Origin of the sequence: Oscillibacter valericigenes (assembly GCF_021531435.1) — a bacterium.
Lineage (GTDB): Bacteria > Bacillota > Clostridia > Oscillospirales > Oscillospiraceae > Oscillibacter > Oscillibacter valericigenes_B.
This window is the reverse complement of record NZ_JAFBIS010000022.1, coordinates 13,522-35,295: the sequence shown is the minus strand read 5'-3', so window position 1 is coordinate 35,295 and position 21,774 is coordinate 13,522. Positions and strand designations below refer to the sequence as shown.

Genomic DNA, 21,774 nt, shown 5'->3' with positions numbered 1-21,774 from the left:
GGGGAACTGGGGCAGCGGGGGATGCTCCCCCTCCACCACGTAATCCACCTCCGAGATATGGATGCTTTCGTCAAAGCCGCCGTAGATCTTCGGCAGGCGCTCGTTGACCTCCAGGATGACAATGTCCGCCTTTTCCAGAATGCCCCGGGCCACGCCTGTGGCGCAGGAGAGGTTGAAATAGCCGTGCTTGTCCATGGGCGTCACGCACATCATGGCCACGTTCACCGTCAGGAAGTGGCGGTAATAGGGCACTACATTGCGGAAAATCATGGGGATGTAATTGCACAGACCCTTGTCGCAGAGCTTGCGCTCGTAGCCGGAGCAGTGCCAGCTGTTGTAGCAGAAATGCTCCCGGGTGGGGTCGCACTCCACGGTCTGGATGGGGCCGAAGAGCAGGTTGCCCCGAATCTTCACGTCCGTCAGCTCATCCCGCCGCTTGGCCAGGGCCGCGTCCAGCAGGATAGGAAAGCCGAGAGAGGTGGTGTAGTCCACCCAGTCGCCGCTTTTCACGGCCCGGACCGCCTGCTCCGGCGTCCGCAGCTTGGCGCGGTATTCTTCCTGGGCCGTCATCCCCGGTCCCCCTCCGCCGTCCGCATGCCCGCGTCCAGGCAGCGCAGATTGACCTCAACGAATTTGGACTTCACGCAGGAGCGCAGGGCCGTGTCCCAGTCCAGGTCCTGCAGGCCCAGGGACTGGATGAGAGCGCCCAGCAGCACCACGTTCATGCTTTTGGGATTGCCGTTGGCCTGGGCGATGGCGGCGGCATCCAGCACCAGGGTGTCCGCCTTGCTCTGCAGCTCCTCCAGAATGTTGTCCGGGTATTCCCGCTCGCCGCTGAGGATGGGCAGGGAGGGCATCTGGTAGTCGTTGACCACCACTTTCCCACCGGGCTTCAGGTCCGGCAGGTAGCGGATGGCCTCCATGGTCTCAAAGGCCACCAGGATGTCCGCCTGGCCCCGGCCGATGATGGGGGAGTAGACCTTGGTGCCGTAGCGCACCTGGGTGGAGACGGAGCCGCCCCGCTGGCTCATGCCGTGGACCTCGCTCATTTTCACGTCATAGCCCGCGGCCACAAGGCCGGCGGTCAGAATTTTGCTGGCCAGGATAGTGCCCTGTCCGCCTACGCCGACCAGGAGAATGCTTTTCGTATCGTGGGTCTTCATGCCTTCTTCGCTCCTTTCACGATGGCCTGCTTCGGGCAGACCTGGGCGCAGACGGTGCAGCCGTTGCACTGCAGGGGATCGATGGACACCTTCCGCTCGTATTTATCGAAGGACAGGGCCGGGCAGCCGGTGGTCAGGCACTTCTTGCAGCCGATGCATGTGTCGTGATGGACGGTGCAGACGGCGGGCACGGGCCGGAACTCCCGGCGGTCCTCGGTGGAGAGCTTTTTCAGCACGCAGGGCCAGCGGGTGATGAGCACCACGGGGCCCTCGTGGACCTCCCGGTAGGCCCAGTCCAGGGCCGCTTTCATGTCGTCCAGATGCAGGGGGTTCACGGTGCGCACCCGCTCGATGCCCAGGGAGCGGACAATGGTCTCGATGTCCATGATGGTAGCGGGCTCCCCCTGGAGGCTGTAACCGGTGCCGGGATTCTCCTGGTGGCCGGTCATGCCGGTGATGCGGTTGTCCAGAATGCAGCAGATGACGTGGGAGTCGTTGTAGACCACTTCCTCCAGGGAGTTGATGCCGGTGTGGAAGAAGGTGGAGTCGCCCATGCAGGCCACGATGGTCTTGTCCTGGCCGCTCTTGCGGAAAGCCTTGTCCAGGCCGTGGGCCAGAGAGAAGGCGGCGCCCATGCAGATGGCCATGTCCTTGGCGTTCAGCGGCTCGCTGCCGCCCAGGGCATAGCAGCCGATGTCGCCCACCATGACGGTGTCGCTGCGCTTGGCGCACTCGTAGAAGAAGCCCCGGTGGGGACAGCCCGCGCACAGCGTGGGCGGCCGGTCCACGATAAGGTTCCGGTTGAAGAGAATTTCCGGCACATCCTCGTCCAGCAAAGCCTTGCGGATGATGTTGGGATTCAGCTCGCCCACCAGAGGGATCTTGTCCTTGCCGACGCAGTCGATGCCGGCGGCCCTGATCTGCTCCTCCAGGAAGGGGTCCAGCTCCTCGATGACATACAGGGTGTCCACGTTGGAGCGAAACTCCCGGATCATGTCCATGGGCAGGGGATTGGTCAGGCCCAGCTTCAGATAGGAGGCGCTGTCCCCGAAGACCTCCTTGGCGTACTGGTAGGAGATGCCGCTGGTGACGATGCCGATCTTCTTGCTGCCGTTGTACTCGGCGAAGTTGTAGGGGCAGTCATTGGTGTAGGCGGCCAGACGGCGGTCCCGCTCCAGCATCTTTACCCGCAGATTCCGGGCGACGGCGGGGACGTTGTCGTTCTTCATGCGGTTTTTGACATAGGGGATGGCGGCGAATTCCTTCCGCTCCCCCAGCTCCACCAGGGACTTAGAGTGGCAGACCCGGGTGGTCATGCGGAACATGACAGGGGTGTCATACTTTTCGCTGATGTCGAAGGCGTCCCGGAACATGTCCTTCGCCTCCTGGGAATCAGAGGGCTCCAGCATGGGGATCTTCATAAATTTGGCGTAATTGCGGTTGTCCTGCTCGTTCTGGGAGGAGTGCATGCCGGGGTCATCGGCGGAGACGAACACCATGCCGCCGCTGACGCCCATGTAGGCGAAGGTAAAGATGGGGTCTGCCGCCACGTTCAAGCCCACGTGCTTCATGGCCGCCATGGAGCGGACGCCGCCCATGGACGCGCCGATGGCGGCCTCCATCGCCACCTTTTCGTTGGGGGCCCACTCCGCGGTGATCTCCCGGTAAGTACCCACATTTTCCAGGATCTCCGTGCTGGGGGTGCCGGGATACGCGGAGGCGAAGGAAACTCCCGCCTCATAGGCGCCCCGGGCTACTGCTTCGTTGCCTGTCACCAGCTGCCGTGCCATGCTGCATTCCACCTTTCCAATATTTGTGTTTTCTTACATGTATCATATAAAAGCCCTTGCAAAATTGGAAATACTTCCATACAATACCCCTATAAGAAAAACAAATAGGTGGGGTGATCGGATGACTTTGACACAGGTCCTTTACGCGCTGGCTGTCGCCCGGTATCTGAATTTTTCCAGGGCCGCCGACAGCCTCTTTGTCTCCCAGCCGGCCCTCTCCCTGCAGATCAAAAATCTGGAGAAGGAGCTGGGCTACGACCTTTTTGCCCGGACTCCCCACGGCATCCTGCTGACGGAACTGGGAGAGGAATTCTGCCGGGACGCCCAGGCGGTGGCGGACCAATGGGCGGCATTCCAGAACAAAGTCCTGTCCGAGGATCAGGACCGGTGCCGCAGGCTCCGGATAGGGCTGGGGGCCCGCGTGTACTCCAACCGGCTGTTTGAGGAGATCGCCCACTTTTTCGACGCCCACCCGGACATCGAAGTCACGTTCATCACAGAGGCCGGGCAGGACTTTTTCGCCCCCATGCGGGAGGGAAAGCTGGATGTGGCCATCGACCGGCTGCCACCCGTCCAGCTCATTCCGGACTGGGGCGGCTTTGTCTCCTGGCCGCTGATCCGGGAGCGGCAGTGCATCCTGATGGCGGAGAGCGACCCCAGAAGCGATCTGCCAGGCATGACGTTTCAGGACCTGCAGGGCTGTGCGGTCATTACCGGGCTGGAAAATTCCATGGAGGATAGGACGCTCAAGCAGGAGTGCAGGGACTTCGGCGTGACCCTGAACCGCATTTACCGCTCAGACGGCATTGAGACCGACATGAAGCTGCTGCGGAAGGGAATGGGCGTCATCATCGGGCCGGAATCCTTTGCGGACTACTACCATGTCGCCGCTGTGCCTTTGGTGCCGGAGGTCATGGTATCCCTGGATTTCATCTGCCTGAAGAAAAACGCGAACCGGCCGGAAATCGCCGCGCTCAGAAAGCAATTGGCTAAGGTCTGCAAGGACAGGGCGTGAGTGATCAGCAGCTCCGCGGGGATCGAACGTACGCAGGCGCATTGCCGGTTTTTTGTTTGGTCAGTTCCGTCGTATAACGGGCGGCCTTCTCTCGCCCTGAAAAGGGCTCAATATTGGCCGCGCCTCAAGACGCGCGAAACGGTCTGCCCACCGCATCCGGTGGGAACCCACGGCAGTGCTGGTGCACTGGGAGAGACAGCCGTCGAAGGAGTAAAATTCCTGAATGCGCCCGCCGGTCCTCCCGGTGGCTGGGAGCGGGGACCCTGCCCAGAGTCATCAGCAATTGGACGGCGTTCTCCCGGTTGGCTTCCATAAACGCGTCCAGCGCTTCTTTTTCGATCGTGGCACGGTCCTCACGTTCTTTTTTCGATGACGGGTTCCACGCAGCCCTCCAGTCCCGCCAGCAGCAGGAGCAGGAGCAGGTCCCGCTGGGGGCCCAGCCAGGCCTCCACCGGCTCGAACCATTCGTGGGTCGTGTGGACGCCGCCCTCCCGGCCGCCCCGGCCTACCGCAATGGCGGGGATGCTCATGCTGATAGGGATGTTGGCGTCGGTGCTGCTCTCGTCCCGCAGCTCCGGCTGGATGCCCAGCATCCGGGCGGCTTCAAAGGCGGCGGTGACGATGGGACAGTCCGGGGGCTGGGTGCCCGCGGGACGGATGCCTTTCACCTCGACCTCCGCCTTCACAGGCGGCTTGTCCGGCGCCCAGCGGCTGTTCTCGGCCTCCACGGCCCGGTCCACGGCCCGCAGGAATTCCTGCGTCAGCCGCTCCAGCTCGCTGTCACTGTCGGAGCGGATGTCCATCAGCAAAGAGGCGGAGGCGGCGATGGTGTTCACGGAGGTGCCGCCGCTGACCACGCCCACGTTGAACGTGGTTTTGGGCAGGCGGGGCGCCTGGAAGTCGGAGATGGCCGCGATGGCCCGGCCCATGGCGTGGATGGGGTTGGGCAGGCCGAAGTCGGCGAAGCTGTGGCCGCCGCTGCCGGTAAAGGTCACCTGATAGCGGCGGCTGCCGGTGGCGGTATAGACCACGCCGCCGGTGACGGGGTTGTCCACGGACACGAAGGCGTCAATGGCATTCTCGTGCCCGAAGATGTGCTTGACGCCCTTCAGGTCGCCGAGGCCCTCCTCGCAGACGTTGGCGCAGAAGATGATGTCGCCCTTGGCGTGCAGCCCGTGCTTCACCATGGCCTTCGCCACGGCCATGATCTCGGCCACGGCGTGGGTGTCGTCATTGATGCCGGGGCAGTAGTAGCGGCCGCCCTCCTTCCGGACGGTAACGTCTGTTTCCATGGGAAACACCGTGTCCGTGTGGGCGGCCAGCATGATGGTGGGGCCTCCGCCGGTACCGGGCCACCGGCCCAGCACGTTCCAGACCTCATCCATATGGACGTCCAGCAGCCCCGTCTCCCGGAACAGCTTCAAGACGTATTCCGCTTTTTCCTTCTCCTGATGGGATGGCGCCGGGATTTGACACAGGGTCAGCGTTTCCTGCGTGGTGGTTTCGTCCAGCGCTTTGATCTCATCCAGCGCTTTGCGCACAGTTTCGTTATGCAGCAGCATGTGATCCCCTCTTTCTCTTGTATGCATGATATACGCATCCGGCGGCGCAGGCAAGTAAAATCACTTAAAAACGAGACGCACTCCCCACTGGGGCGTGCGTCTTCATGAAGTTCTCCCGCTATTGGATCCAGAGCAAAATCACAGCACTTTCGCAGCTTTCCAGGGTAATGCGCCCCTCGTCCCTCGCCTGCGCCAAAAGTTCCGCCTCCCTGCCGGTGTTGGTCAGCAGCACCTGTTCCGCCGGGCCGTCCAACGTCAGGGTACGGGCAGTCTCGCCGTAGTTGCCCGCTACCAAAATGGTTTGCTCCTGTCCCTTTCGCAGATAGGCCAGAATGTCCGGTTCTGTCTCGTAGGCCGGAACGAAGCCGCCGTAGATAAAAGTATCCGCATAGGCGTCGGACTTCCGCAGGGCAATGAGCCGCTTGTAGTAGTTCAGCAGAGAGTCCGGACGGCCAGCCTGCTCCGCCGCGTTGATCTCCCGGTAATTGGGATTCACCACCAACCAGGGGGTGCCTGTCGTGAAACCGCCGTTGGCCGCGCCGGACCACTGCATGGGCGTCCGGGCGTTATCCCGGCTGTTGAGATAACAGGCCTCCAGCGCTTCCGCTTCGGTACATCCGGCCCGGAGGGCCACCTGGTACTGGTCGATGGTGTTGATGTCCTCATACTGGGAAATGTCTGTCATCCGGCAGTTGGTCATGCCGATCTCCTGGCCCTGGTACAGGAAGGAGATGCCCCGCAGCAGCAGGGATGTGGTTGCCAGCAGCTTTTTCCCGGTCTCGTTTTGGGCGTAGGGCGGCAGGAAGCGGCTGGCGCCCCGGGGCTCGTCGTGGTTTTCGATGATATTGGCCAGGAAACCGACCCCCTGGGCTTCCCGCTGGGCGTTGAACAGGGCCTCCCGCCAGGCGTCAAACTGAATGGTGGGCGCGTCGTACCAGCCGTGGCCGCCGAAGGTGAGCGCCTGGGCGCTGAAGTCGAACATGGTGGAGAAATGGCCCTCGTCGCCGATGAACGCCGCCAGCTCGTCCTCTTTCATATTGAACACCTCGCCCACAGTGAAGGCGTCGTGTTTGGCGAAGGTCTCCCGCTTCAGCTCCTGGAGGAATTCCCCGATGCCGTGGGCGGATTCCACCATGTTCGTGCAGGCGGCCAGCCCGTCCGGACCGTCCGGCTCGAAGGAGGGGAAGTCCAGGTTTTTCTTGATGTTGATGATGGCGTCGATGCGAAAGCCCGCCACGCCCTTGTCCAGCCACCAGTTCACCATGTCGTAGATTTTTCGGCGGACCACCGGGTTCTCCCAGTTCAGGTCCGGCTGCTCCGGGGCAAACATGTGGAGGTAGTAGAGGTCCGTGCCGGGGACGGGGCTCCAGGTGCTGCCGCCGAAGTAGGAGCGGTAGTTGCTGGGGGGCTGGCCGTCCCTGCCCCTGCGGAAGTAGAAGTAACCGGCATATTCCCCCTCCGGGTCCGCCAGGGCCTTTTGGAACCATTCGTGTTGGTCGGAGCAGTGGTTCACCACCAGGTCCATGACGATAGACATGCCGCGGCGCCCGGCCTCCGCCAGCAGCAGGTCAAAGTCCTCCATGGTGCCGAATTCCTCCGCAATGCGGTAATAGTCGGAGATGTCGTACCCCTGGTCCACAAATGGGGACTGATAGACGGGGGAGAGCCAGATGATGTCCACGCCCAGGTCTTTCAGATAGTCCAGCTTGGACAGCACGCCCCGCAGGTCGCCGATGCCGTCGCCGTTGGAGTCGCAGAAGCTCTTGGGATAGATTTGATAGGCAACCTTGCCGTTCCACCATGATTTCTTCATAAAAGGGTTTCCTTTCCGGGCAAAAACATATCTGCTATGATTTAGCACGATTGGCCGTTCCAGACATCCCTGCTGTAGTTTCCGCTGGAACAGACTATACCAGTTTCCATACTCAGCAGAGAACTCTTCCCATAGGGCAGGGTTGTTCTTCTGCCATGTACTCAGTTCAGCAAGAGCAGCATCATTGGATGGAATCTCCTGCGCCGACAGCAACAGCTGCGCCGTTGCTCTCTTGACCCCGAGACCCTTGGGCTGACGCAGTATCCCCAACAACTTGCGTCTGGACACTTCCTCAGGATCCCGCTCACAGGCATCATACAGTTTCTTTGCCCGGTCAAACTCTTCTTGGCTGTACTCGGTTTCTCCCAGACATTCAATAAACTTACTGGCGGTGTCCAGGTTGGACATGACTCGCATAACAGCACAAATGCCTTCGCCGTAGTCGTTGTAGCACTCCACCTTATGGCGGGGCTTATTCAACAGCGCACGGCATCCGCCACCAAATGGTTCCACATAGGGAACTTGTCCTCTTTGAATGCAACTACACGGACAGGCTTCTTATCCAGCTTCTTCAGAATCGCCGTCCGACCATTGCTGCCCTCAATATAGTCCTTCTCCAGCATCACCTTACGGATGCGGTCTCCCGGCGCAGTTTGCTGTTCACGACTACGCAGTCCAGGTCGATCACCACATCGCAAAAACCATCGATCGTAATGACCGGGAGTGGGAAGTAATCTATGCGATGTACGCCATCCGCCGACTTGCGATGATGACCGCTGTAATAGGCGAGCTGGGGTTCGAATATACGGTGTTGCAAACCCAGGAGCATTTGGAACGATTTCATTTCCAACGGATGATAGATTTCGCTGAGCTGCTGGGCCAAAGCATCAGTACCTTTTGCATCCATGACCAGGTCCTCCCTCGGTGTAACTGATACCATTATACGACAGATAAGTTGGGACTGTAAAGGCAGTGAAAGTATCAACTATTTACCGAAACAGTCGATTTTCGGGGGATGCTTTTCAGCTTTGCGAGGGACGAAAAGGAAAGCAGGATAAAGAACAGGCGTCAAGTGTGGCGCTCTGTTCGGTCACTTCTGCCCGCAGTGCGGGCAGTTACGGGAGTTTTCGGGGAGTTCCAAAGTGGGGTCAAAATCAAAGGGGTGATATCACTTCTACGGTCGTTATCCCCGAGAGCTTACTCACGCAAGAAAAAAGTAGGGGTCATGCCCCAGAAAAGATGCTATCGTGGGCAAAAAGGTATCTTCCGCTCTGCCGAACGCCAGAGCGGAAGATACCTTTTTGCAGACGAACACGCTCAAGAATTGCGTCGCAAAACAAAGAATAAGCGCCGACGCAGTTCAAACCGCAATTGATAACAATTTGATAACTCTGCCCGGTTGGGATGGCTATTAAGGTCGGGGGATGGTATTGTGTGTCGCTGACAAGGAGGCGATACGATGTACGAATACATGAGAGGACTGCAGCGACAATTCTTCAAAGAGCCGGACTTCCCGGAACTGCGGCAGGAAATCAACGAAATCCATCAGGCATTGGCTGAGGGCAAGGCCAAACCGGAACGCCGCAGTCTTCTGAAATTGGTGGACCTGGAAGCAGAGCTGCGGGACGAAACCGCCCTCGCCAGTTTCGCCGCAGGTTTCCGTCTGGCCTGGGGCATTATCAGCGAACTGAGCATGGAGCCGCCCTACTCCTTCGCCGAGGAAGAAGAACGCCGGATGGGACAGCAGCAGAGGAGGGATGACTGATGGCAAAGAAACGTGCCAATGGCGAGGGCAGTATCCGCAAGCGCAAGGATGGCCGCTGGGAGGGGCGCTACACGGCTGGGCACGACCCAGCAACAGGTAAGACCATTTACAAGAATGTCCTTGGTAAGACCCAGGCAGAGGTCAAAGAAAAGTTGAAACGGGCCATCGAGGACTCTGCCAAACTGGATACGAGCAAAGTGGGCCAGTACACAGTCGGGCAATGGATGGACGTCTGGTTTGAAAACTACGCCAAAATCAAAGTCCGCCCATCCTCTCACCAAACCTATCGGGGCTACATCGAGAATCACATCAAGCCCAACATCGGCAGCATTCCATTGAACAAGCTGACCTCGTTGGAGCTGCAGAAGTTCTACAAAAAGCTATTGGGAAATGGGCGAGTGGAGCGCATCGAATCCAAGAAGCAGCCCAAGGGTCTCAGCGCGAAAACAGTGCGGAATATCAACCAAATCATCTCCTCTGCCTTGAATCTGGCAATCGAGCAAAGACTCATCCTGACCAATCCAGCCAACGCCTGTGCCCTTCCAAAACTCGAACACCGGGAGATGAAAACGCTCCCCGTCGAACAGCTGGCATCCTCCCTGCGAGAGGCAAAAGAGAGCGGTGTGTTCGAGATGTACTACATCGAACTAGCTACCGGCCTGCGCCGGGGAGAGCTGCTTGGCCTGAAATGGAGTGACATTGATTTGGAGCATGGCAACCTCTGGGTACAGCGGCAGATCGTCCGCATCGACGGCGAGATCGTAGAAGCGCCACTAAAAACGAAGAACGCCTACCGCACCCTGCCGCTGTCGACGGATGCAGTAGATGTCCTGAAAGAACAGAAGAAAAAATGCGGCAACAGCCCATATGTATTCCCGTCCCCCACGGGTGGCCCTATCTCTCCGGACAGTGTCCTCCATATGCTCCACCGGGTGCTGAAACGGGCGGGGTTACCCAAGGTCCGTTTCCACGACCTTCGCCACACATTCGCCACGTTAGCCCTCCAGAACGGCGTAGATATCAAGACCGTCTCCGGGATGCTGGGACACTTTTCAGCGGGATTCACCCTCGATACCTACGCCCATGTCACTACCTCTGCACAGAAAGAAGCGGCCAATACCATGGGAGGAGTTCTGAGAGTGGCAAGCAAATAGCTGAAACCCCGAAAACTGGACAGAAAATTTGACCCATGCTCCACAAAAAAATGATAGAAAAGAGTAAAAAACCAGCCGGATGTACTAAATTGTCCGGCTGGTGCTTTCCGAATCCGCGTTTGGGTCACGGCTTGGGTCAGGCATAGAACCCGGCGTTTAGTGCAGTATATTTTGAGGTCGAAAACAAAGAAAACGTCCTGAAATCGCAAGATTTCAGGACGTTTATGGTTGCGGGGGCAGGACTTGAACCTACGACCTCCGGGTTATGAGCTGCGGCCGAGGCTGCTGTCGGCTGCTTTTGAGACCTTTCCGGGCCTATTTGGTCAAAATTGTTTGCTGTCCGCTCCGTTGGTTCCGTTGTCTGCTGCCTGCTCCGATCCCAGTCTGGGTCACGGTTTGGGTCAGGCCATAGAGTGGCGGTGAAGACAGGAATCTCCCATGATCAAACGGGAAGGTTCCCATCAAGCGTTTGGGAAGATTGTTCAATCGCTGTACAAGTTTTATGCTCAAAATCAGCGATTTGTTCCCAATATTGATTCATAGCCTGAAAGAGTTCCTTATGCAAATCGTCCGTTAAAGGATCAGCTTTTATGCTGTGCCGACGTGTAGCAAACAACCGTTTCCAACGCCACGCCTCTTTTTTGTCCGGCTGATTTAAGAGTGTGCTCAGCTGTTCACAGCAGTCCATCTGGTGTGCGGAGAGATTGTCACGCCCGACGGTCAAAACAACTTTGATAGAATTTCCATAGTTGACTACCTCATAGTAGTACATGCTTTTTGAGTTCCAACCGCTCTTTTCCTCTTCAAATTCAGGCAAGAGTTTCGTCATGTACGGTGTAGTGAATCGAATGTACGTTTTTCCGGAATATTGGGGATCAAAACTGATCTCGCCTGTGTGGGATTTCTCTTCGCACCATTCCTGCACGATGGATGAAATCTGCGAAGCAGTATCCGGGCGATTTTCATAAATCAGATCCAGCGCCTGACGGTGTTTGGCATAGATCTCTCTGCAAATTTTTTCAAGCTCACGGTCTCCCACAATATGCCTCCTGACTGCATCCAAATATTGGTCAATAAAATATGAGACTTCTGCGGACAGCGCCTTTTCGAACTTGGCAGCCTCTACCACCTCTATGATCTGCTCATAGCTGATCGACTGCCAAGTGCCACAGGCGGTTTCCTCCTCTGGCTCTGTACCGCCCGGCGTGAGAAATGCAAAAATTTTGTGATATTGCGGGTACTCTTTTTCCAGAAGCTCTTGATATCGGGCCAACTGATGATCGTGTTCCCCGGAGAAAACCTTGTTTTCTATGCAAAGCAGGAATCTTTCTTCATGAGAGACTGCAAGCAGGTCGATATGCTCCCACTCCCGCAAAACGGTAAATCCATACAGGTCCATCAGGAGAGAATGGAAAACATCTGCCTGGGGCGAATTGATCACCAGTGTTTGCAAAAGCCTCCGCAGGACAGCATCCCCGAGACCGTGGTTCTCATTAGGATCAAGGAGCCATGCCAGCACGTTGCTGTGGCGGATCTCGGTGCCGGATATTTTCAGAACGTCAAAAAGATTAAAGCGATTGCTCCATTTTGACAATCTATCCAGGCACTGAATGTCCAGCAACAAGTTCTGCAGCGCCTCTTTATCTGAGATCTCGTTTGATGTGCTTGGACTGCCGCTATACATGGTTACACCTCCAGATACTTGTTGCTTTTGATGCTGTCAATGATGGAATCCCGCAAGGACTGAGGGGACAGAACCTCTATGTAAGGGAGGTACTGCAGCGCCCAAAACTTGACGCCATTCGGAGAAGCGGAGAAACTGGCGGTAAAGGTGCCGCCATGGTTATCCGTGATCCGGACATCCGTCCCAAACCGGTCCAACACATACCGAAGTGTGAAATTCTCACAGCGCAGTTTGATTTCTTCCTGCTTTCCTACAAACGCATAGGTCACCTTTTGTACGGAGTCCAAACAGGCGTTTTTGGCATCTATGGCAACAGGTTCATTCAGAAGGGAGATGTCCCTCATCAAATCGATTCGGTACAGGCTGGGCGTTGAAAAACCATCTTTGATGTTGATCAAATAGTAATGCTCGTTCTCACATACCATTCCATAAGGGCTGACGATATAGGGCTTTTCCCTCCGGGGGTGAAGCTGCTTGTCCAGCCCATATTCCAGATATGTAAATGAGACTTTTTGCTTTTTTGAGATGGCCTCGTCCAAAAGCTCAATATTCAAAAAGACCTCCGCATTCTGCGTTTTCCGCTCCTGTCTTACAACTGTCAGATTTTTATACTGCTTTCGTTCATGAACACTGAGAAAGCCTTGCAGCTTTTGAATCAAATATTGCGTTTGCTTGGCCGGAATATAATCGAAAGAATAAACCGCGTCCATTAGGAGACGCACTTCCGCAGCCTCAAATTCGCGGCTGCGCAGATAATAGCCCTTCTTGTTTTCATCGTAAACAGAAATGTCATACCCCAGATTGCACAGCAGATCTATGGCGCTGTATACGGTGCGGCGGTCCAGTTCCATATCATACAAAGCAGACAGTTTTCCGATGATCTCCCGCATGGACAGGATATGATTCTCATCAGAATATTCTTTCAAAATCTGAAGAAGGCAGATGGCGTTGGCCCGATCTGTCATCATGACATCCACTCCCAGTCTGATCGTTGCCTGTATCTTAACATATGTGTGTAAATTTGTCCAACGCCTGCGAGCGAAGAAGCATAGGCAGCTACTGTTTACCAGCGCCCCGATGATTTCGCATCAAAGTTGGACGGAAGATTTCTCATGGAGTGTGGGCAATATCCTGTACTTCCCGAAAAGCACTTGGTTCATAAATGGAAAACCAGGCCAGTCGCACAGCATTCATAACGACAGCTGAATTATGCGCTCTGGGAAACAGATATTCCGTGTTTTGCGCCGCATGAAAAAAGAAGCCGTCATCGTTTATTCCCTGTATAAAAACGGGGTATGCATCTGCTGGCATGTGGGCAAATCTCCCGTACCGCATATTGTCGGCTGTTTGGAAAGCGTCCTTTGGGGGCAAACCCTGACGGATCAGATACTCCATCACGGAATCGCGGTCACTGAATGTCAACGCTGTGGACAAATCCAATGCACTCGAATGGCGAACGCTTATATGCATAACGCCATACAGCGAGACAAGTCTGGAAAAAGATAATCCGCTCTTGGAAGCCTGTCTCCAAAGAGTAAATCTGTCACTGAGCAGTTCCTCCGAAGCGCAAAGACCTGTTGTGCAGAGCAGATTACCTGCGTCAGCGGTATCATACTCAATTGCTCTGCAAAATGCGTTATATATAGCCGGGTTATTCATCGGGATCGAGGATAGCTCAACGCCGGTAACGTCCGATAGCCATTCCAGCTTTCTTAAAAAAACACTGTCATGGACAAGAATACGCGGCGCAGGCAGATCGCAGTCGTATTTCACTCCCGGTACAATATGGTTTGGACGTCCGGGATATGCGAGATGCATCCCACATCCCGAGCCTTTATGGTAGTGCGGATTAAATCAGAGGTTCCCTTAAGCGCCAGGGTCAAAAGAGCAATAAAAAATTGTGTGCAGGGATGTTTTCCTGCACACAATTTTCATATGTTCTTGTTTTTGCCGTAAAAAATTTTTCCTGCCTTAAGGTTTTGACGATAGGCACACTTACCTGCGAACATGATATCTGTCTTTATGCAGTGGCCAGCATCACTACAAGCTAAATAGCTTCCACAGCAGCCAAATGTATCGGAATCGCGGAGACAATCCTCATAGAGTTCCTCAACCATTTCTGAAATCTCAGGAAAACCGACAAAAGAATCCGTGGCGATTCTTGCCCAACGGGCACTGGTCGCTGGCTCAAATGAATACCCAGCTTTTTCTAATAATCTGGCAAAAGAAGGATGGAGATATATGTGTTTGGTCTTCTTGCCCTTGATATGAAAACAGGGACGTTTGAACATCAGAATCGTATCATACGCATCAGATGACTCTGGATCACGATGCTCTACTTGAATCTGCGAAAGGTCATAACCCAGATTACTCACCTCTAATAAAGAGAGGATTTCGTTGTAATAGCGGTTAGCAATTACCGATGTATCGTTGTCCATGAACGACATATTCAGTTGATCCATTAGAGAATCCGCCTTTCATAAGAAATCATGTTCGCGTATAATCTGAATAGAAATACCTTTTTCCTGTAGTTCCAGTGCTTTCTTGACCTTGGTTCCATAATTCCCAGCGCACCATGCAGAACTTCCTTGACCACCAACGATCAACAAATCCGTTTTTCGAGTAACATTCTTTTGTGGGATTCCTCCTCGTTGTATTAGAAGCTCTTCAACAGCAGACTTTTCACCATAGTCAAATTCTCCGGACAAGCAAAAAGTTTTTCCGGAAATATCTCGCGAACTACAGTTACAGGAACAATCGTTAACAGGATCAGAAACTTGCTTAAAAAGACGTAGCATGGATTCAAGTTCAGCCTGCTCGAGGATTCCGTCTGCAAGTGCATTTGCGATTGTAGTATAAATTTTGTCGTATGGATAGTTACCCTTTAATTCGACATTATCATCGAGCCAGTTCTGAAGATATTCTACCTCACTGGGAACCAGAACGTTATCACAAGTGATTCCGGACAGAATGCCACTGAGCGTAAGTAAGGACTTTGTATTTGCGGCCATGTGGGTTGACTGACTGTGAGCTGATGCCGGATGGGAACATTCCAAAGAGTAGGCCTTTGTAAAATCTTCAGGACAAGTCCCTTCGTCAAGCATATGACAGAATATCTGTGCACACGCAAAGCTATCACTACCAGAGTCGTGATGATCTAAATCAATATTGTAGTAATCGCAAAGAGTCGGGAGTCTAAAGTTTGGTAAATCAGGCAATATTGATTGAGCCATTTGCATAGTGCAGGCATAGTAAACCAGAAATTCAGAGAGTCCATAAGCGCTCAATGTTTTTTTCAACACACATAGATCGAAAGTCGCATTGTGTGCGATTACTAAATTCTGCCGAAATAAGCTGCCGATATCTTCCCAAATCAAGGGGAAAGTAGGAGCATGCTCCACATCCTGAGGGCGAATGCCATGAATCTGGATGTTGCGATTATCAAAGGGACATTCCGGATTCACCATATAGTTCTGAGACCAGACGATTGTTCCGTCATCAATCAAAGATAAACCTATAGAACAAATGCGGTCATTATGGGAATTTGGAGTTTCAACATCAAAAGCGATTACTTTGCCCATTTGACTCACCTCGCAATCAGTATAGCGCAGACGTATCCAAAAGGCAACAACACCGCCGGTATGGCAATATATTCTGTCCAATTTAATACTTTCCGGACCCCCGTATGGGTCAGCGTCAGGGTCAGACCGCTGACCCATATTTTGACCCAAACTATTTTAAGGCAAAAAGTGCAGAAAAACACCTGATTTCATACGAAATCAGGTGTTTTATGGTTGCGGGGGCAGGACTTGAACCTACGACCTCCGGGTTATGAGCCCGACGAGCTACCAACTGCTCTACCCCGCGATATAAAAATAGTGGTGCCGGTGACCGGACTCGAACCGGTACGGTATTGCTACCAGAGGATTTTAAGTCCGCCGTGTCTACCATTTCACCACACCGGCAGCTTGTCGGCAATGATTAGAATACCACATACCCCGGTATTCTGTCAAGCCCGTGCGGGAAAAAAGGCAAAAAATCTCTCGACAAGTTTCGCTTCGTGCCCGATTTCGTGCAACTTTTCACTGCCCCATGCATATACTGGGTAGAAACACGCAAAGGAGGTCTTTATCATGTTGTTGCATACAGCGTTCGCCGGGGATGTGGATGACCTGATCTTTCAGGACTGCTGGAATATCAGCGAACGGTGACCGGCGGCCGGCGCCGTCCGCACTCAGCCGCGGATGGTGCCGCCGCCCACCACGCACTCGCCGTCATACAGCACCACGGCCTGCCCGGGCGTAATGGCCCGCTGGGGCTCGTCGAACACCACGCGGATGCAGCCGTCCGGCAGGGCTTCCACCGTGGCGGCGGCCTCCCGCTGGCTGTACCGGGTCTTGGCGGTGACCCGCATGGGAGCCGTCAGCTCCGGCACGGAGATGAGGTTCACCTGTTCCGCCGTCAGCTCTGTGCTCCACAGGGCGCTGTCCGGCCCCAGGCGGATGGTATTGGAGGCGGCGTCCTTTTCCAGGACATACAGCGGCTCCTCCGTGGACAGGCCCAGCCCCTTGTGCTGGCCCTTTGTATAGCGGATGAGCCCTTTATGCTGTCCCAGCACTCGGCCCTCCCGGTCCAGGAACGGCCCGGCAGGGGAAGGGCTCCCCACGGTGCGCTCAATAAAATCCGCGTATTTGCCGTCCGGCACAAAGCAGATGTCCTGGCTGTCGTGCTTGCGGGCGTTGACAAGGCCATGGGCCTCGGCGATCTGCCGCACCTCGGTCTTGTGGAGGCCTCCCAGCGGGAACAGGGTGTGGGCCAGCTGCTCCTGGGTCAGCATATACAGGAAATACGTCTGGTCCTTGCTCCGGTCAGCGGCCCGCTTCAGCAGATACCGGCCGCTGGCGGGGTCCCGTTCCACGCGGGCATAGTGGCCTGTGGCCAGGAAATCATGGCCCAGTGCCTGTACGCGCCGGAGCAGCGCGCCGAACTTCACGGCGCGGTTGCACACCGCGCAGGGGTTGGGTGTGCGTCCGGCCTGATACTCGTCCACAAAATCCCGGATGACGGTATCCCGGAACACCTGGGCAAAATCAAATACATAGAAGGGGAAGCCCATCCGACGGGCCACCAGGGCGGCGTCCTCGGCGTCGGCCAGAGAGCAGCAGGTTTTTTCCCGGCTCTCGCCCAGGTCCTCGTTGTGGAACATCCTGAGATTCACGCCGGAGAGCTCATAGCCCTGCTCCTGCAGCAGAACCGCCGCCACGGAGCTGTCCACACCGCCGCTCATCGCCACGCACACCCGCATTTCTCTTCCCCCTTCTCGGTCCATGTGGTTTTTATTATACCCGGTCACGCATCAAAAGCAACTGAAAATTCAGGCCGCGAGGAAGTTCCTCGCGGCCTTTTGCGCGCTCAGTCCTGGTTGCTGCGCAGAAATGCCCTGACAGGCAGCGCGTCCGCCAGGTTCATCAGGGTGCGGTTGAAGCCTCCCGCATAGTCGAAGGGAATGTCGGACACGCCGCCTCCCACCCGTCTGTCCGGCAGGGACAGGGTAAACCGGCTGCCTTCGTCCACCCGGGATTCCGCCATCAGCGTGCCGCCATGACCCTCCGCGGCACGGCGGCACAGAGGCAGGCCCAGGCCCAGGCCGTGGGAGGGCGCATCCGGCCGGCTGCCGTGGAGATAGCGGTCAAACAGGGTGGAGAGCCGCTCCTCCGGGATGCCCTGGCCAGTATCCGCGACCGACAGCAGCACCTGATGATTCTTCACCCGCAGCTCCACGGTCACAGAACCGCCGGCAGGCGTAAATTTAAAAGCGTTGGATAAAAGCTGATACACTGCCAGCTCCAATACGTCCGGCGAAACCGCACAGATATGATGCTCCACGGGGCAGGCAAACCGCAGCTCCAGCCCCAGCAGAGGGGCGAGGCCTCCGGCCTTCTCACACACATCACTGACCAGCCCCACAATGTCCCGGTCCTGGAGCGGCAGCGGGTCGCTGTTGGCGAGCCACGCAGCGGAGGACATGCTGTTCACCAGCTGCAGCAGGCGGTAATAGCTCTGGTCCAGAAGGGCGGCCTTTTGATCCAGGGCGGGGTCGTGCTCCCGGGCCTCCGCAGGTGCCAATTGGACCGCCGCCAGATGCAGATTGCTCAAAGCAGCGCGCAGTTGGACCGCCGCATCGGGAAACAGGGATGCAAGCCGGTTTTGATCCTGTTCCATGGAAGTTCCCCCCCTCCGCCGCCATGCGCAGCCAAAATCACAGGAAACCTCCAGGCAAAAGAAGCTGTCACACCGGGAGGCCCTGTTGGTAGCATATACGGCAGGAGGCAAAGAAAAACCAGGAAAAGCCTGCCTGCCGCACCAATAGCATAGCAAAAGCGGCCGGGAAAAACAAGAATTTTGTCGAATTATGTCGAATCCTTTTCCGACAGGCCCCAACCGGGCGGTTTTTTCAAAACATTTCCACCCTCTTCCGCGCAAAAACCGGGGGCCGCTGACGCGGCCCCCGGTGGAGTGATTTCCTTTATTCTTCTTCGTCCGTGACGATCAGGCCGTAGCCGCCGTTCTTCCGGTGATAGACGATACACAGGCTGTCGTCCTCACTGCTGCGGAAAACGAAGAAATCGTGATCCAGCAGGTTCATCTGCAGGATGGCCTCCTCGGTGCTCATGGGCTTGACAGAGAAGCGCTTGGTGCGGACGATGTTGAACTCCTTTTCCTCCGCGACTTCAAAATCGTCGGCAGGCGCGGCAGGGGGGAAGCCCTCGCTGCGCAGGCGCTTGGCCAGGCGGGTCTTGTTCTTCAGGATCTGGCGCTCGATATAGCCCACAGCGGCGTCGATGGCGCCGCGCATATCCCCATCCGGCGCCTCGGTCTGGGCGCGGAGCAGGGTGCCGCCGCCCCGGATGGTGACCTCTACCGTGCACAAGTGATCTTTTTCCACAGAGAAGGTCACAAATGCGGCGGTGTCCTCCCGGAAATACCGTTCCAGCTTGGAGATCTTCTTTTCGGCGTACTCCTTGATGGAATCATTCAGAGAGACTTTTTTGCAGGTGTAGGTATACTTCATCGAGATCGCTCCTTTCGTGTGGAAGAGAGGCGGGTTCCTCTCTTTTGTATAATATAACACATATCTGCGGTTTTGTATAGATGGAGCCGTGCAGTTTTTACAAAAACTTCATCGCCGCCTCTTTCCGACAAGTTTCGAACGCCGGAGGTGCTATGATGATCCAGGAAGCTTTCCAATATCCCACCCGCTTGAGCCGCACGGCGCATAACGCCGGGCGGCCCTTTTTTATGCGTCCGGAAACAAAAAGCGGCAGGGAACACCCTGCCGCCTGTGGCTGTTATCTTCTTCTGCGGCCGCCGCCCCGCTTGCCGTCGATGCTGCGGTTCAGGTCGGCCATCTTCCCCTCGGAGGAGGAGAGGAACTGCTTGAGCTTGTCCTCAAAGGACTGGTCCCCGGAAGGCGGCAGCGGCTGCTGCGGCGCCCGGGAAAAGGTCCGGGGCTGTGCGCTGCCGGTGCGCTGCTGCGTCGCGGGATGCGGGGCGGAAGAACCGCCGCCGGGCCGCTGGGTCCGGGGCGCGGGCCGCTCCTGAGGCTGGGTCTTCTTGATGGAAAGGTTGATCTTCCCGTTCTCCGTGGACAAGACCAGCACCTTGACGGTCTGCCCCTCCTGCAAAAAGTCATGCACGTCGTTGACAAAGGTATTGGCGATCTCCGAGATATGTACCAGGCCGCTCCTGCCGCCCTCCAATGCCACAAACGCGCCGAATTTGGTGATGGTGGTCACCTTACCCTCCAAAATGCTCCCAACCTGAGGCTCCATACAGTCCTTTGTTTCTCCTTCCACTAATTTGCGCCGGGCACCCCCGGCAAAAAAGAACGGCACCAAGACCGAGGAAGCGGAGACCCCCTCGTCGTCCGGCACCGATCTCAATTACTGATATCGTCAAACACGTACTCGTTGGACGTCACCAGGCCCAGCTCATCCCGGGCGATCTCCTCGATCTTTTCCCGGGTGGGGCCCTCGGCGATGTCCGCTGACAGAGCGTCGTTTTCCCGCTTCGTCTGCTCCACCTGGGCGGCGTAGCGCTCCTTTTCCTCCTGGGCGGCGGCCACTTTGCCCTGCAGACCGTACAGCTGCCAGCCCACCGCTATCAGCAGCACCAGAAGCACGATCTTGGTCAGCAGACTGGCCCGGGGACGCTTTTTTTGCTGCTCGGTTTTTTTCGCCATGCCTGCCGCCTCCTTTGTGGGAAACCCACCCAGTTTTTCTTATTGTATAGCATTTCCCTGCAAAATAAAAGAGATTTTTTCCGTACCGGGCCGTTTTTTTACCAAAATTTTTGACCCATAATATGGGAAAAGATAACAAATGCGCCAAGCAGACCAGAGTATCGGCCCAAAAAGCCCATACCGGGCGGAGAAGCTGAGAAAAAACGCAGAAAAACAGGACCGCTCCTCCCAAGGCGCCCAGCACCAGGAAACCCCGCAGCTCGCCGTCGGCCCGGCGCAGCAGGAACAGGAAGGACACCGTCCCCACGGTGAGGCAGTAGATGCCATCCAGAAGGCCGGTGAGCCGGGGCCAGCGGAGTCGGAAGGGCCGCAGCAGGTCGTACAGCACCCCAGCGGACAGGCCCAGCAGGATCGACTGGCCGAAGGCCAGCAGCTGGGCCGAGACCGGGCTCCCCATGGCTCATCCGAACAGGCGGCTGAAAAAACCGCCCCGGCCCTGGCCCTCGTCCTCATAGGTCACGGAGTCGATGCGGCCGTCCACATGGAGCTCTCCGCCGTCCAGAGACAGCTTGCCGATATGCAGGTCCTCTCCGGTGACCACCAACGTCCCGGCGGTGGTGGACATGACGATGCCGCTCTCATCGAACCGGTCCACATCCTCCACACCGGAGACCACCAGCCGCTCCCGTCCCACCAGCTCCAGGCGGTGCGCGGCGGCCGGCACGGTATTGAAATCGCTCATAGCTTCGCCCCCCTGTCCACACTATATGGCAGGGGGTGGGAAGTTATTCCTCCCGGACCTCCCGGTACAGCGCCGCGGCGTCCGCCTGCTTCACCGTCTCCTGGACGGACAGCACCTCCACCGTCACCGTGCGGGCGCCGAAGCGCATGGAGATGCGGTCGCCCACCTTCACGTCATAGGACGCCCGGGCAGGCTTGCCGTTCACAGTCACCAGCCCGTTGTCGCAGGCCTCATTTGCCACAGTCCGCCGCTTGATGAGCCGCGCCACTTTCAGATATTTGTCCAGTCTCATAAAGGTCCCTCCAAAACGAAACGCCCCCTCCCCGCAAAAGTGGGAGGGGGGTCTAGGGGGAACCCACGGTTCCCCCAGTTCTTTTGCCGGAGGCAAAAGAAGAATTTTCAATCATTTTCGCCGCGGCGTGTACGTGGCGAAAATACCTCGACCCAGCCGCCGGGGGCGGCGTTCACCAGTGACCGACGTCACTGGTGCTGGGGGAGGTCGAGGGGGAGCATGCTCCCCCTCGAAAACTTACTTGCTCACAGCGTCCTTCAGCGCCTTGCCAGCCTTGAACACGGGCACGACGGAAGCGGGGATCTCGATGGACTCCTTGGTCTTGGGGTTGCGGCCGATGCGGGCGGCGCGCTTCTTGACCTCGAAAGAGCCAAAGCCCACCAGCTGGACCTTCTCGCCTTCCTTCAGGGCGGCGGTGATGGTCTCCAGAGCGGCGGTAACAGCAGCCTCAGTGTCCTTCTTGGAGCAGCCGGTAGAGGCGGCGACGGCATTGATCAGTTCAGCTTTGTTCATTTGGATAGTCCTCCTATAAAATCATTTGTGGGATCACAG

21 protein-coding genes, 2 tRNA genes and 2 pseudogenes are annotated in these 21,774 nt (G+C 56.5%); 3 read left to right on the top strand and 22 right to left on the bottom strand.

The features are described from left to right. The 3 genes and pseudogenes from JQM68_RS11185 to iorA all read right to left on the bottom strand — a co-directional run. Window positions 1–570, bottom strand: a pseudogene (locus tag JQM68_RS11185) (butyryl-CoA:acetate CoA-transferase); the annotation flags it as partial. Continuing rightward, on the bottom strand, window positions 567–1,163 hold the full coding sequence (locus JQM68_RS11180; RefSeq protein ID WP_235223084.1) for an indolepyruvate oxidoreductase subunit beta: 597 nt from the start codon (window positions 1,161–1,163) through the stop codon (window positions 567–569). The gene JQM68_RS11180 and the pseudogene JQM68_RS11185, both read right to left, overlap by 4 nt. Then, window positions 1,160–2,953: an indolepyruvate ferredoxin oxidoreductase subunit alpha gene (iorA, locus tag JQM68_RS11175; protein ID WP_235223083.1), complete on the bottom strand. Its 1,794-nt coding sequence runs from the start codon at window positions 2,951–2,953 to the stop codon at window positions 1,160–1,162. The genes JQM68_RS11180 and iorA overlap by 4 nt, the downstream gene beginning before the upstream one ends. Before the next feature lie 121 nt (window positions 2,954–3,074). Here iorA and JQM68_RS11170 point away from each other — a divergent pair, with 121 nt between their 5' ends. Further along, complete coding sequence (locus JQM68_RS11170) at window positions 3,075–3,968, top strand: LysR family transcriptional regulator (protein ID WP_235223082.1); 894 nt, start codon at window positions 3,075–3,077, stop codon at window positions 3,966–3,968. 353 nt (window positions 3,969–4,321) lie between these two features. On the opposite strand, the gene JQM68_RS11165 is transcribed toward JQM68_RS11170, so the two are convergent. From JQM68_RS11165 to JQM68_RS11155, 3 genes are all read right to left on the bottom strand, one after another. Further along, entirely contained in the window at window positions 4,322–5,530 is a 1,209-nt protein-coding gene (locus JQM68_RS11165) for a M20/M25/M40 family metallo-hydrolase (protein WP_235223081.1), read from the bottom strand. Between the two features lie 118 nt (window positions 5,531–5,648). Next, a complete protein-coding gene (locus JQM68_RS11160) occupies window positions 5,649–7,343 on the bottom strand; it encodes an alpha-glucosidase (protein WP_235223080.1) in 1,695 nt (564 codons plus the stop codon). 622 nt (window positions 7,344–7,965) lie between these two features. Continuing rightward, window positions 7,966–8,250: a hypothetical protein gene (locus JQM68_RS11155; protein ID WP_235223079.1), complete on the bottom strand. Its 285-nt coding sequence runs from the start codon at window positions 8,248–8,250 to the stop codon at window positions 7,966–7,968. Between the two features lie 552 nt (window positions 8,251–8,802). Here JQM68_RS11155 and JQM68_RS11150 point away from each other — a divergent pair. Continuing rightward, the gene (locus JQM68_RS11150) at window positions 8,803–9,108 is read left to right on the top strand and encodes a DUF6809 family protein (RefSeq protein ID WP_235223078.1); all 306 of its coding nucleotides are present in this window, start codon (window positions 8,803–8,805) and stop codon (window positions 9,106–9,108) included. Next, complete coding sequence (locus JQM68_RS11145) at window positions 9,108–10,262, top strand: tyrosine-type recombinase/integrase (RefSeq protein WP_235223077.1); 1,155 nt, start codon at window positions 9,108–9,110, stop codon at window positions 10,260–10,262. Before JQM68_RS11150 ends, JQM68_RS11145 begins: the two co-directional genes overlap by 1 nt. Window positions 10,263–10,704: 442 nt before the next feature. On the opposite strand, the gene JQM68_RS11140 is transcribed toward JQM68_RS11145, so the two are convergent. From JQM68_RS11140 to JQM68_RS11070, 16 genes and pseudogenes are all read right to left on the bottom strand, one after another. Next, complete coding sequence (locus JQM68_RS11140; protein WP_235223076.1) at window positions 10,705–11,946, bottom strand: PDDEXK-like family protein; 1,242 nt, start codon at window positions 11,944–11,946, stop codon at window positions 10,705–10,707. Between the two features lie 2 nt (window positions 11,947–11,948). Next, entirely contained in the window at window positions 11,949–12,836 is an 888-nt protein-coding gene (locus tag JQM68_RS11135) for a helix-turn-helix transcriptional regulator (RefSeq protein WP_235223075.1), read from the bottom strand. 220 nt (window positions 12,837–13,056) lie between these two features. After that, window positions 13,057–13,764, bottom strand: a complete 708-nt coding sequence (locus tag JQM68_RS11130; protein ID WP_235223074.1) for a hypothetical protein — start codon at window positions 13,762–13,764, stop codon at window positions 13,057–13,059. 113 nt (window positions 13,765–13,877) lie between these two features. Continuing rightward, window positions 13,878–14,408, bottom strand: coding sequence for a hypothetical protein (locus tag JQM68_RS11125; RefSeq protein ID WP_235223073.1), 531 nt, complete (start codon window positions 14,406–14,408; stop codon window positions 13,878–13,880). Between the two features lie 15 nt (window positions 14,409–14,423). Beyond that, window positions 14,424–15,527: an exonuclease domain-containing protein gene (locus tag JQM68_RS11120; protein ID WP_235223072.1), complete on the bottom strand. Its 1,104-nt coding sequence runs from the start codon at window positions 15,525–15,527 to the stop codon at window positions 14,424–14,426. Between the two features lie 210 nt (window positions 15,528–15,737). Beyond that, a tRNA-Met gene (locus JQM68_RS11115) sits at window positions 15,738–15,813 on the bottom strand. Window positions 15,814–15,825: 12 nt separating this feature from the next. Continuing rightward, window positions 15,826–15,911 (bottom strand) — tRNA-Leu (locus JQM68_RS11110). A gap of 269 nt (window positions 15,912–16,180) precedes the next feature. Next, window positions 16,181–17,251 (bottom strand): tRNA 2-thiouridine(34) synthase MnmA, encoded by a 1,071-nt coding sequence (gene mnmA / locus JQM68_RS11105; protein WP_235223071.1) that lies wholly within the window; start codon window positions 17,249–17,251, stop codon window positions 16,181–16,183. A gap of 107 nt (window positions 17,252–17,358) precedes the next feature. Beyond that, window positions 17,359–18,168 carry a sensor histidine kinase gene (locus tag JQM68_RS11100; protein WP_235223070.1) on the bottom strand — a complete coding sequence of 270 codons (810 nt, stop codon included), beginning with the start codon at window positions 18,166–18,168 and terminating at the stop codon, window positions 17,359–17,361. 304 nt (window positions 18,169–18,472) lie between these two features. Further along, the gene (hpf, locus tag JQM68_RS11095; RefSeq protein WP_235223069.1) at window positions 18,473–19,018 is read right to left on the bottom strand and encodes a ribosome hibernation-promoting factor, HPF/YfiA family; all 546 of its coding nucleotides are present in this window, start codon (window positions 19,016–19,018) and stop codon (window positions 18,473–18,475) included. 277 nt (window positions 19,019–19,295) lie between these two features. Next, a complete protein-coding gene (locus tag JQM68_RS11090; protein ID WP_235223068.1) occupies window positions 19,296–19,778 on the bottom strand; it encodes a S1 RNA-binding domain-containing protein in 483 nt (160 codons plus the stop codon). A 107-nt stretch (window positions 19,779–19,885) separates the two neighbouring features. After that, window positions 19,886–20,188, bottom strand: a complete 303-nt coding sequence (locus JQM68_RS11085) for an FtsB family cell division protein (RefSeq protein WP_235223067.1) — start codon at window positions 20,186–20,188, stop codon at window positions 19,886–19,888. A gap of 205 nt (window positions 20,189–20,393) precedes the next feature. Then, window positions 20,394–20,645: pseudogene (gene yabQ, locus JQM68_RS13965) on the bottom strand (spore cortex biosynthesis protein YabQ); the annotation flags it as partial. 3 nt (window positions 20,646–20,648) lie between these two features. Beyond that, window positions 20,649–20,930: a YabP/YqfC family sporulation protein gene (locus JQM68_RS11080; RefSeq protein WP_235223066.1), complete on the bottom strand. Its 282-nt coding sequence runs from the start codon at window positions 20,928–20,930 to the stop codon at window positions 20,649–20,651. 43 nt (window positions 20,931–20,973) lie between these two features. Next, window positions 20,974–21,222 carry an RNA-binding S4 domain-containing protein gene (locus JQM68_RS11075; RefSeq protein WP_235223065.1) on the bottom strand — a complete coding sequence of 83 codons (249 nt, stop codon included), beginning with the start codon at window positions 21,220–21,222 and terminating at the stop codon, window positions 20,974–20,976. Between the two features lie 237 nt (window positions 21,223–21,459). Further along, on the bottom strand, window positions 21,460–21,735 hold the full coding sequence (locus JQM68_RS11070) for an HU family DNA-binding protein (RefSeq protein WP_235223064.1): 276 nt from the start codon (window positions 21,733–21,735) through the stop codon (window positions 21,460–21,462). Between the last annotated feature and the right edge of the window lie 39 nt (window positions 21,736–21,774).

Coding starts and splice junctions, on each gene's coding strand:
- JQM68_RS11180 (WP_235223084.1), bottom strand. CDS start 1,163: ATGAAGACCCACGATACGAAAAGCATTCTCCTGGTCGGCGTAGGCGGA.
- iorA (WP_235223083.1), bottom strand. CDS start 2,953: ATGGCACGGCAGCTGGTGACAGGCAACGAAGCAGTAGCCCGGGGCGCC.
- JQM68_RS11170 (WP_235223082.1), top strand. CDS start 3,075: ATGACTTTGACACAGGTCCTTTACGCGCTGGCTGTCGCCCGGTATCTG.
- JQM68_RS11165 (WP_235223081.1), bottom strand. CDS start 5,530: ATGCTGCTGCATAACGAAACTGTGCGCAAAGCGCTGGATGAGATCAAA.
- JQM68_RS11160 (WP_235223080.1), bottom strand. CDS start 7,343: ATGAAGAAATCATGGTGGAACGGCAAGGTTGCCTATCAAATCTATCCC.
- JQM68_RS11155 (WP_235223079.1), bottom strand. CDS start 8,250: ATGGATGCAAAAGGTACTGATGCTTTGGCCCAGCAGCTCAGCGAAATC.
- JQM68_RS11150 (WP_235223078.1), top strand. CDS start 8,803: ATGTACGAATACATGAGAGGACTGCAGCGACAATTCTTCAAAGAGCCG.
- JQM68_RS11145 (WP_235223077.1), top strand. CDS start 9,108: ATGGCAAAGAAACGTGCCAATGGCGAGGGCAGTATCCGCAAGCGCAAG.
- JQM68_RS11140 (WP_235223076.1), bottom strand. CDS start 11,946: ATGTATAGCGGCAGTCCAAGCACATCAAACGAGATCTCAGATAAAGAG.
- JQM68_RS11135 (WP_235223075.1), bottom strand. CDS start 12,836: ATGCGGGAGATCATCGGAAAACTGTCTGCTTTGTATGATATGGAACTG.
- JQM68_RS11130 (WP_235223074.1), bottom strand. CDS start 13,764: ATGCATCTCGCATATCCCGGACGTCCAAACCATATTGTACCGGGAGTG.
- JQM68_RS11125 (WP_235223073.1), bottom strand. CDS start 14,408: ATGGATCAACTGAATATGTCGTTCATGGACAACGATACATCGGTAATT.
- JQM68_RS11120 (WP_235223072.1), bottom strand. CDS start 15,527: ATGGGCAAAGTAATCGCTTTTGATGTTGAAACTCCAAATTCCCATAAT.
- mnmA (WP_235223071.1), bottom strand. CDS start 17,251: ATGCGGGTGTGCGTGGCGATGAGCGGCGGTGTGGACAGCTCCGTGGCG.
- JQM68_RS11100 (WP_235223070.1), bottom strand. CDS start 18,168: ATGGAACAGGATCAAAACCGGCTTGCATCCCTGTTTCCCGATGCGGCG.
- hpf (WP_235223069.1), bottom strand. CDS start 19,018: ATGAAGTATACCTACACCTGCAAAAAAGTCTCTCTGAATGATTCCATC.
- JQM68_RS11090 (WP_235223068.1), bottom strand. CDS start 19,778: ATGGAGCCTCAGGTTGGGAGCATTTTGGAGGGTAAGGTGACCACCATC.
- JQM68_RS11085 (WP_235223067.1), bottom strand. CDS start 20,188: ATGGCGAAAAAAACCGAGCAGCAAAAAAAGCGTCCCCGGGCCAGTCTG.
- JQM68_RS11080 (WP_235223066.1), bottom strand. CDS start 20,930: ATGAGCGATTTCAATACCGTGCCGGCCGCCGCGCACCGCCTGGAGCTG.
- JQM68_RS11075 (WP_235223065.1), bottom strand. CDS start 21,222: ATGAGACTGGACAAATATCTGAAAGTGGCGCGGCTCATCAAGCGGCGG.
- JQM68_RS11070 (WP_235223064.1), bottom strand. CDS start 21,735: ATGAACAAAGCTGAACTGATCAATGCCGTCGCCGCCTCTACCGGCTGC.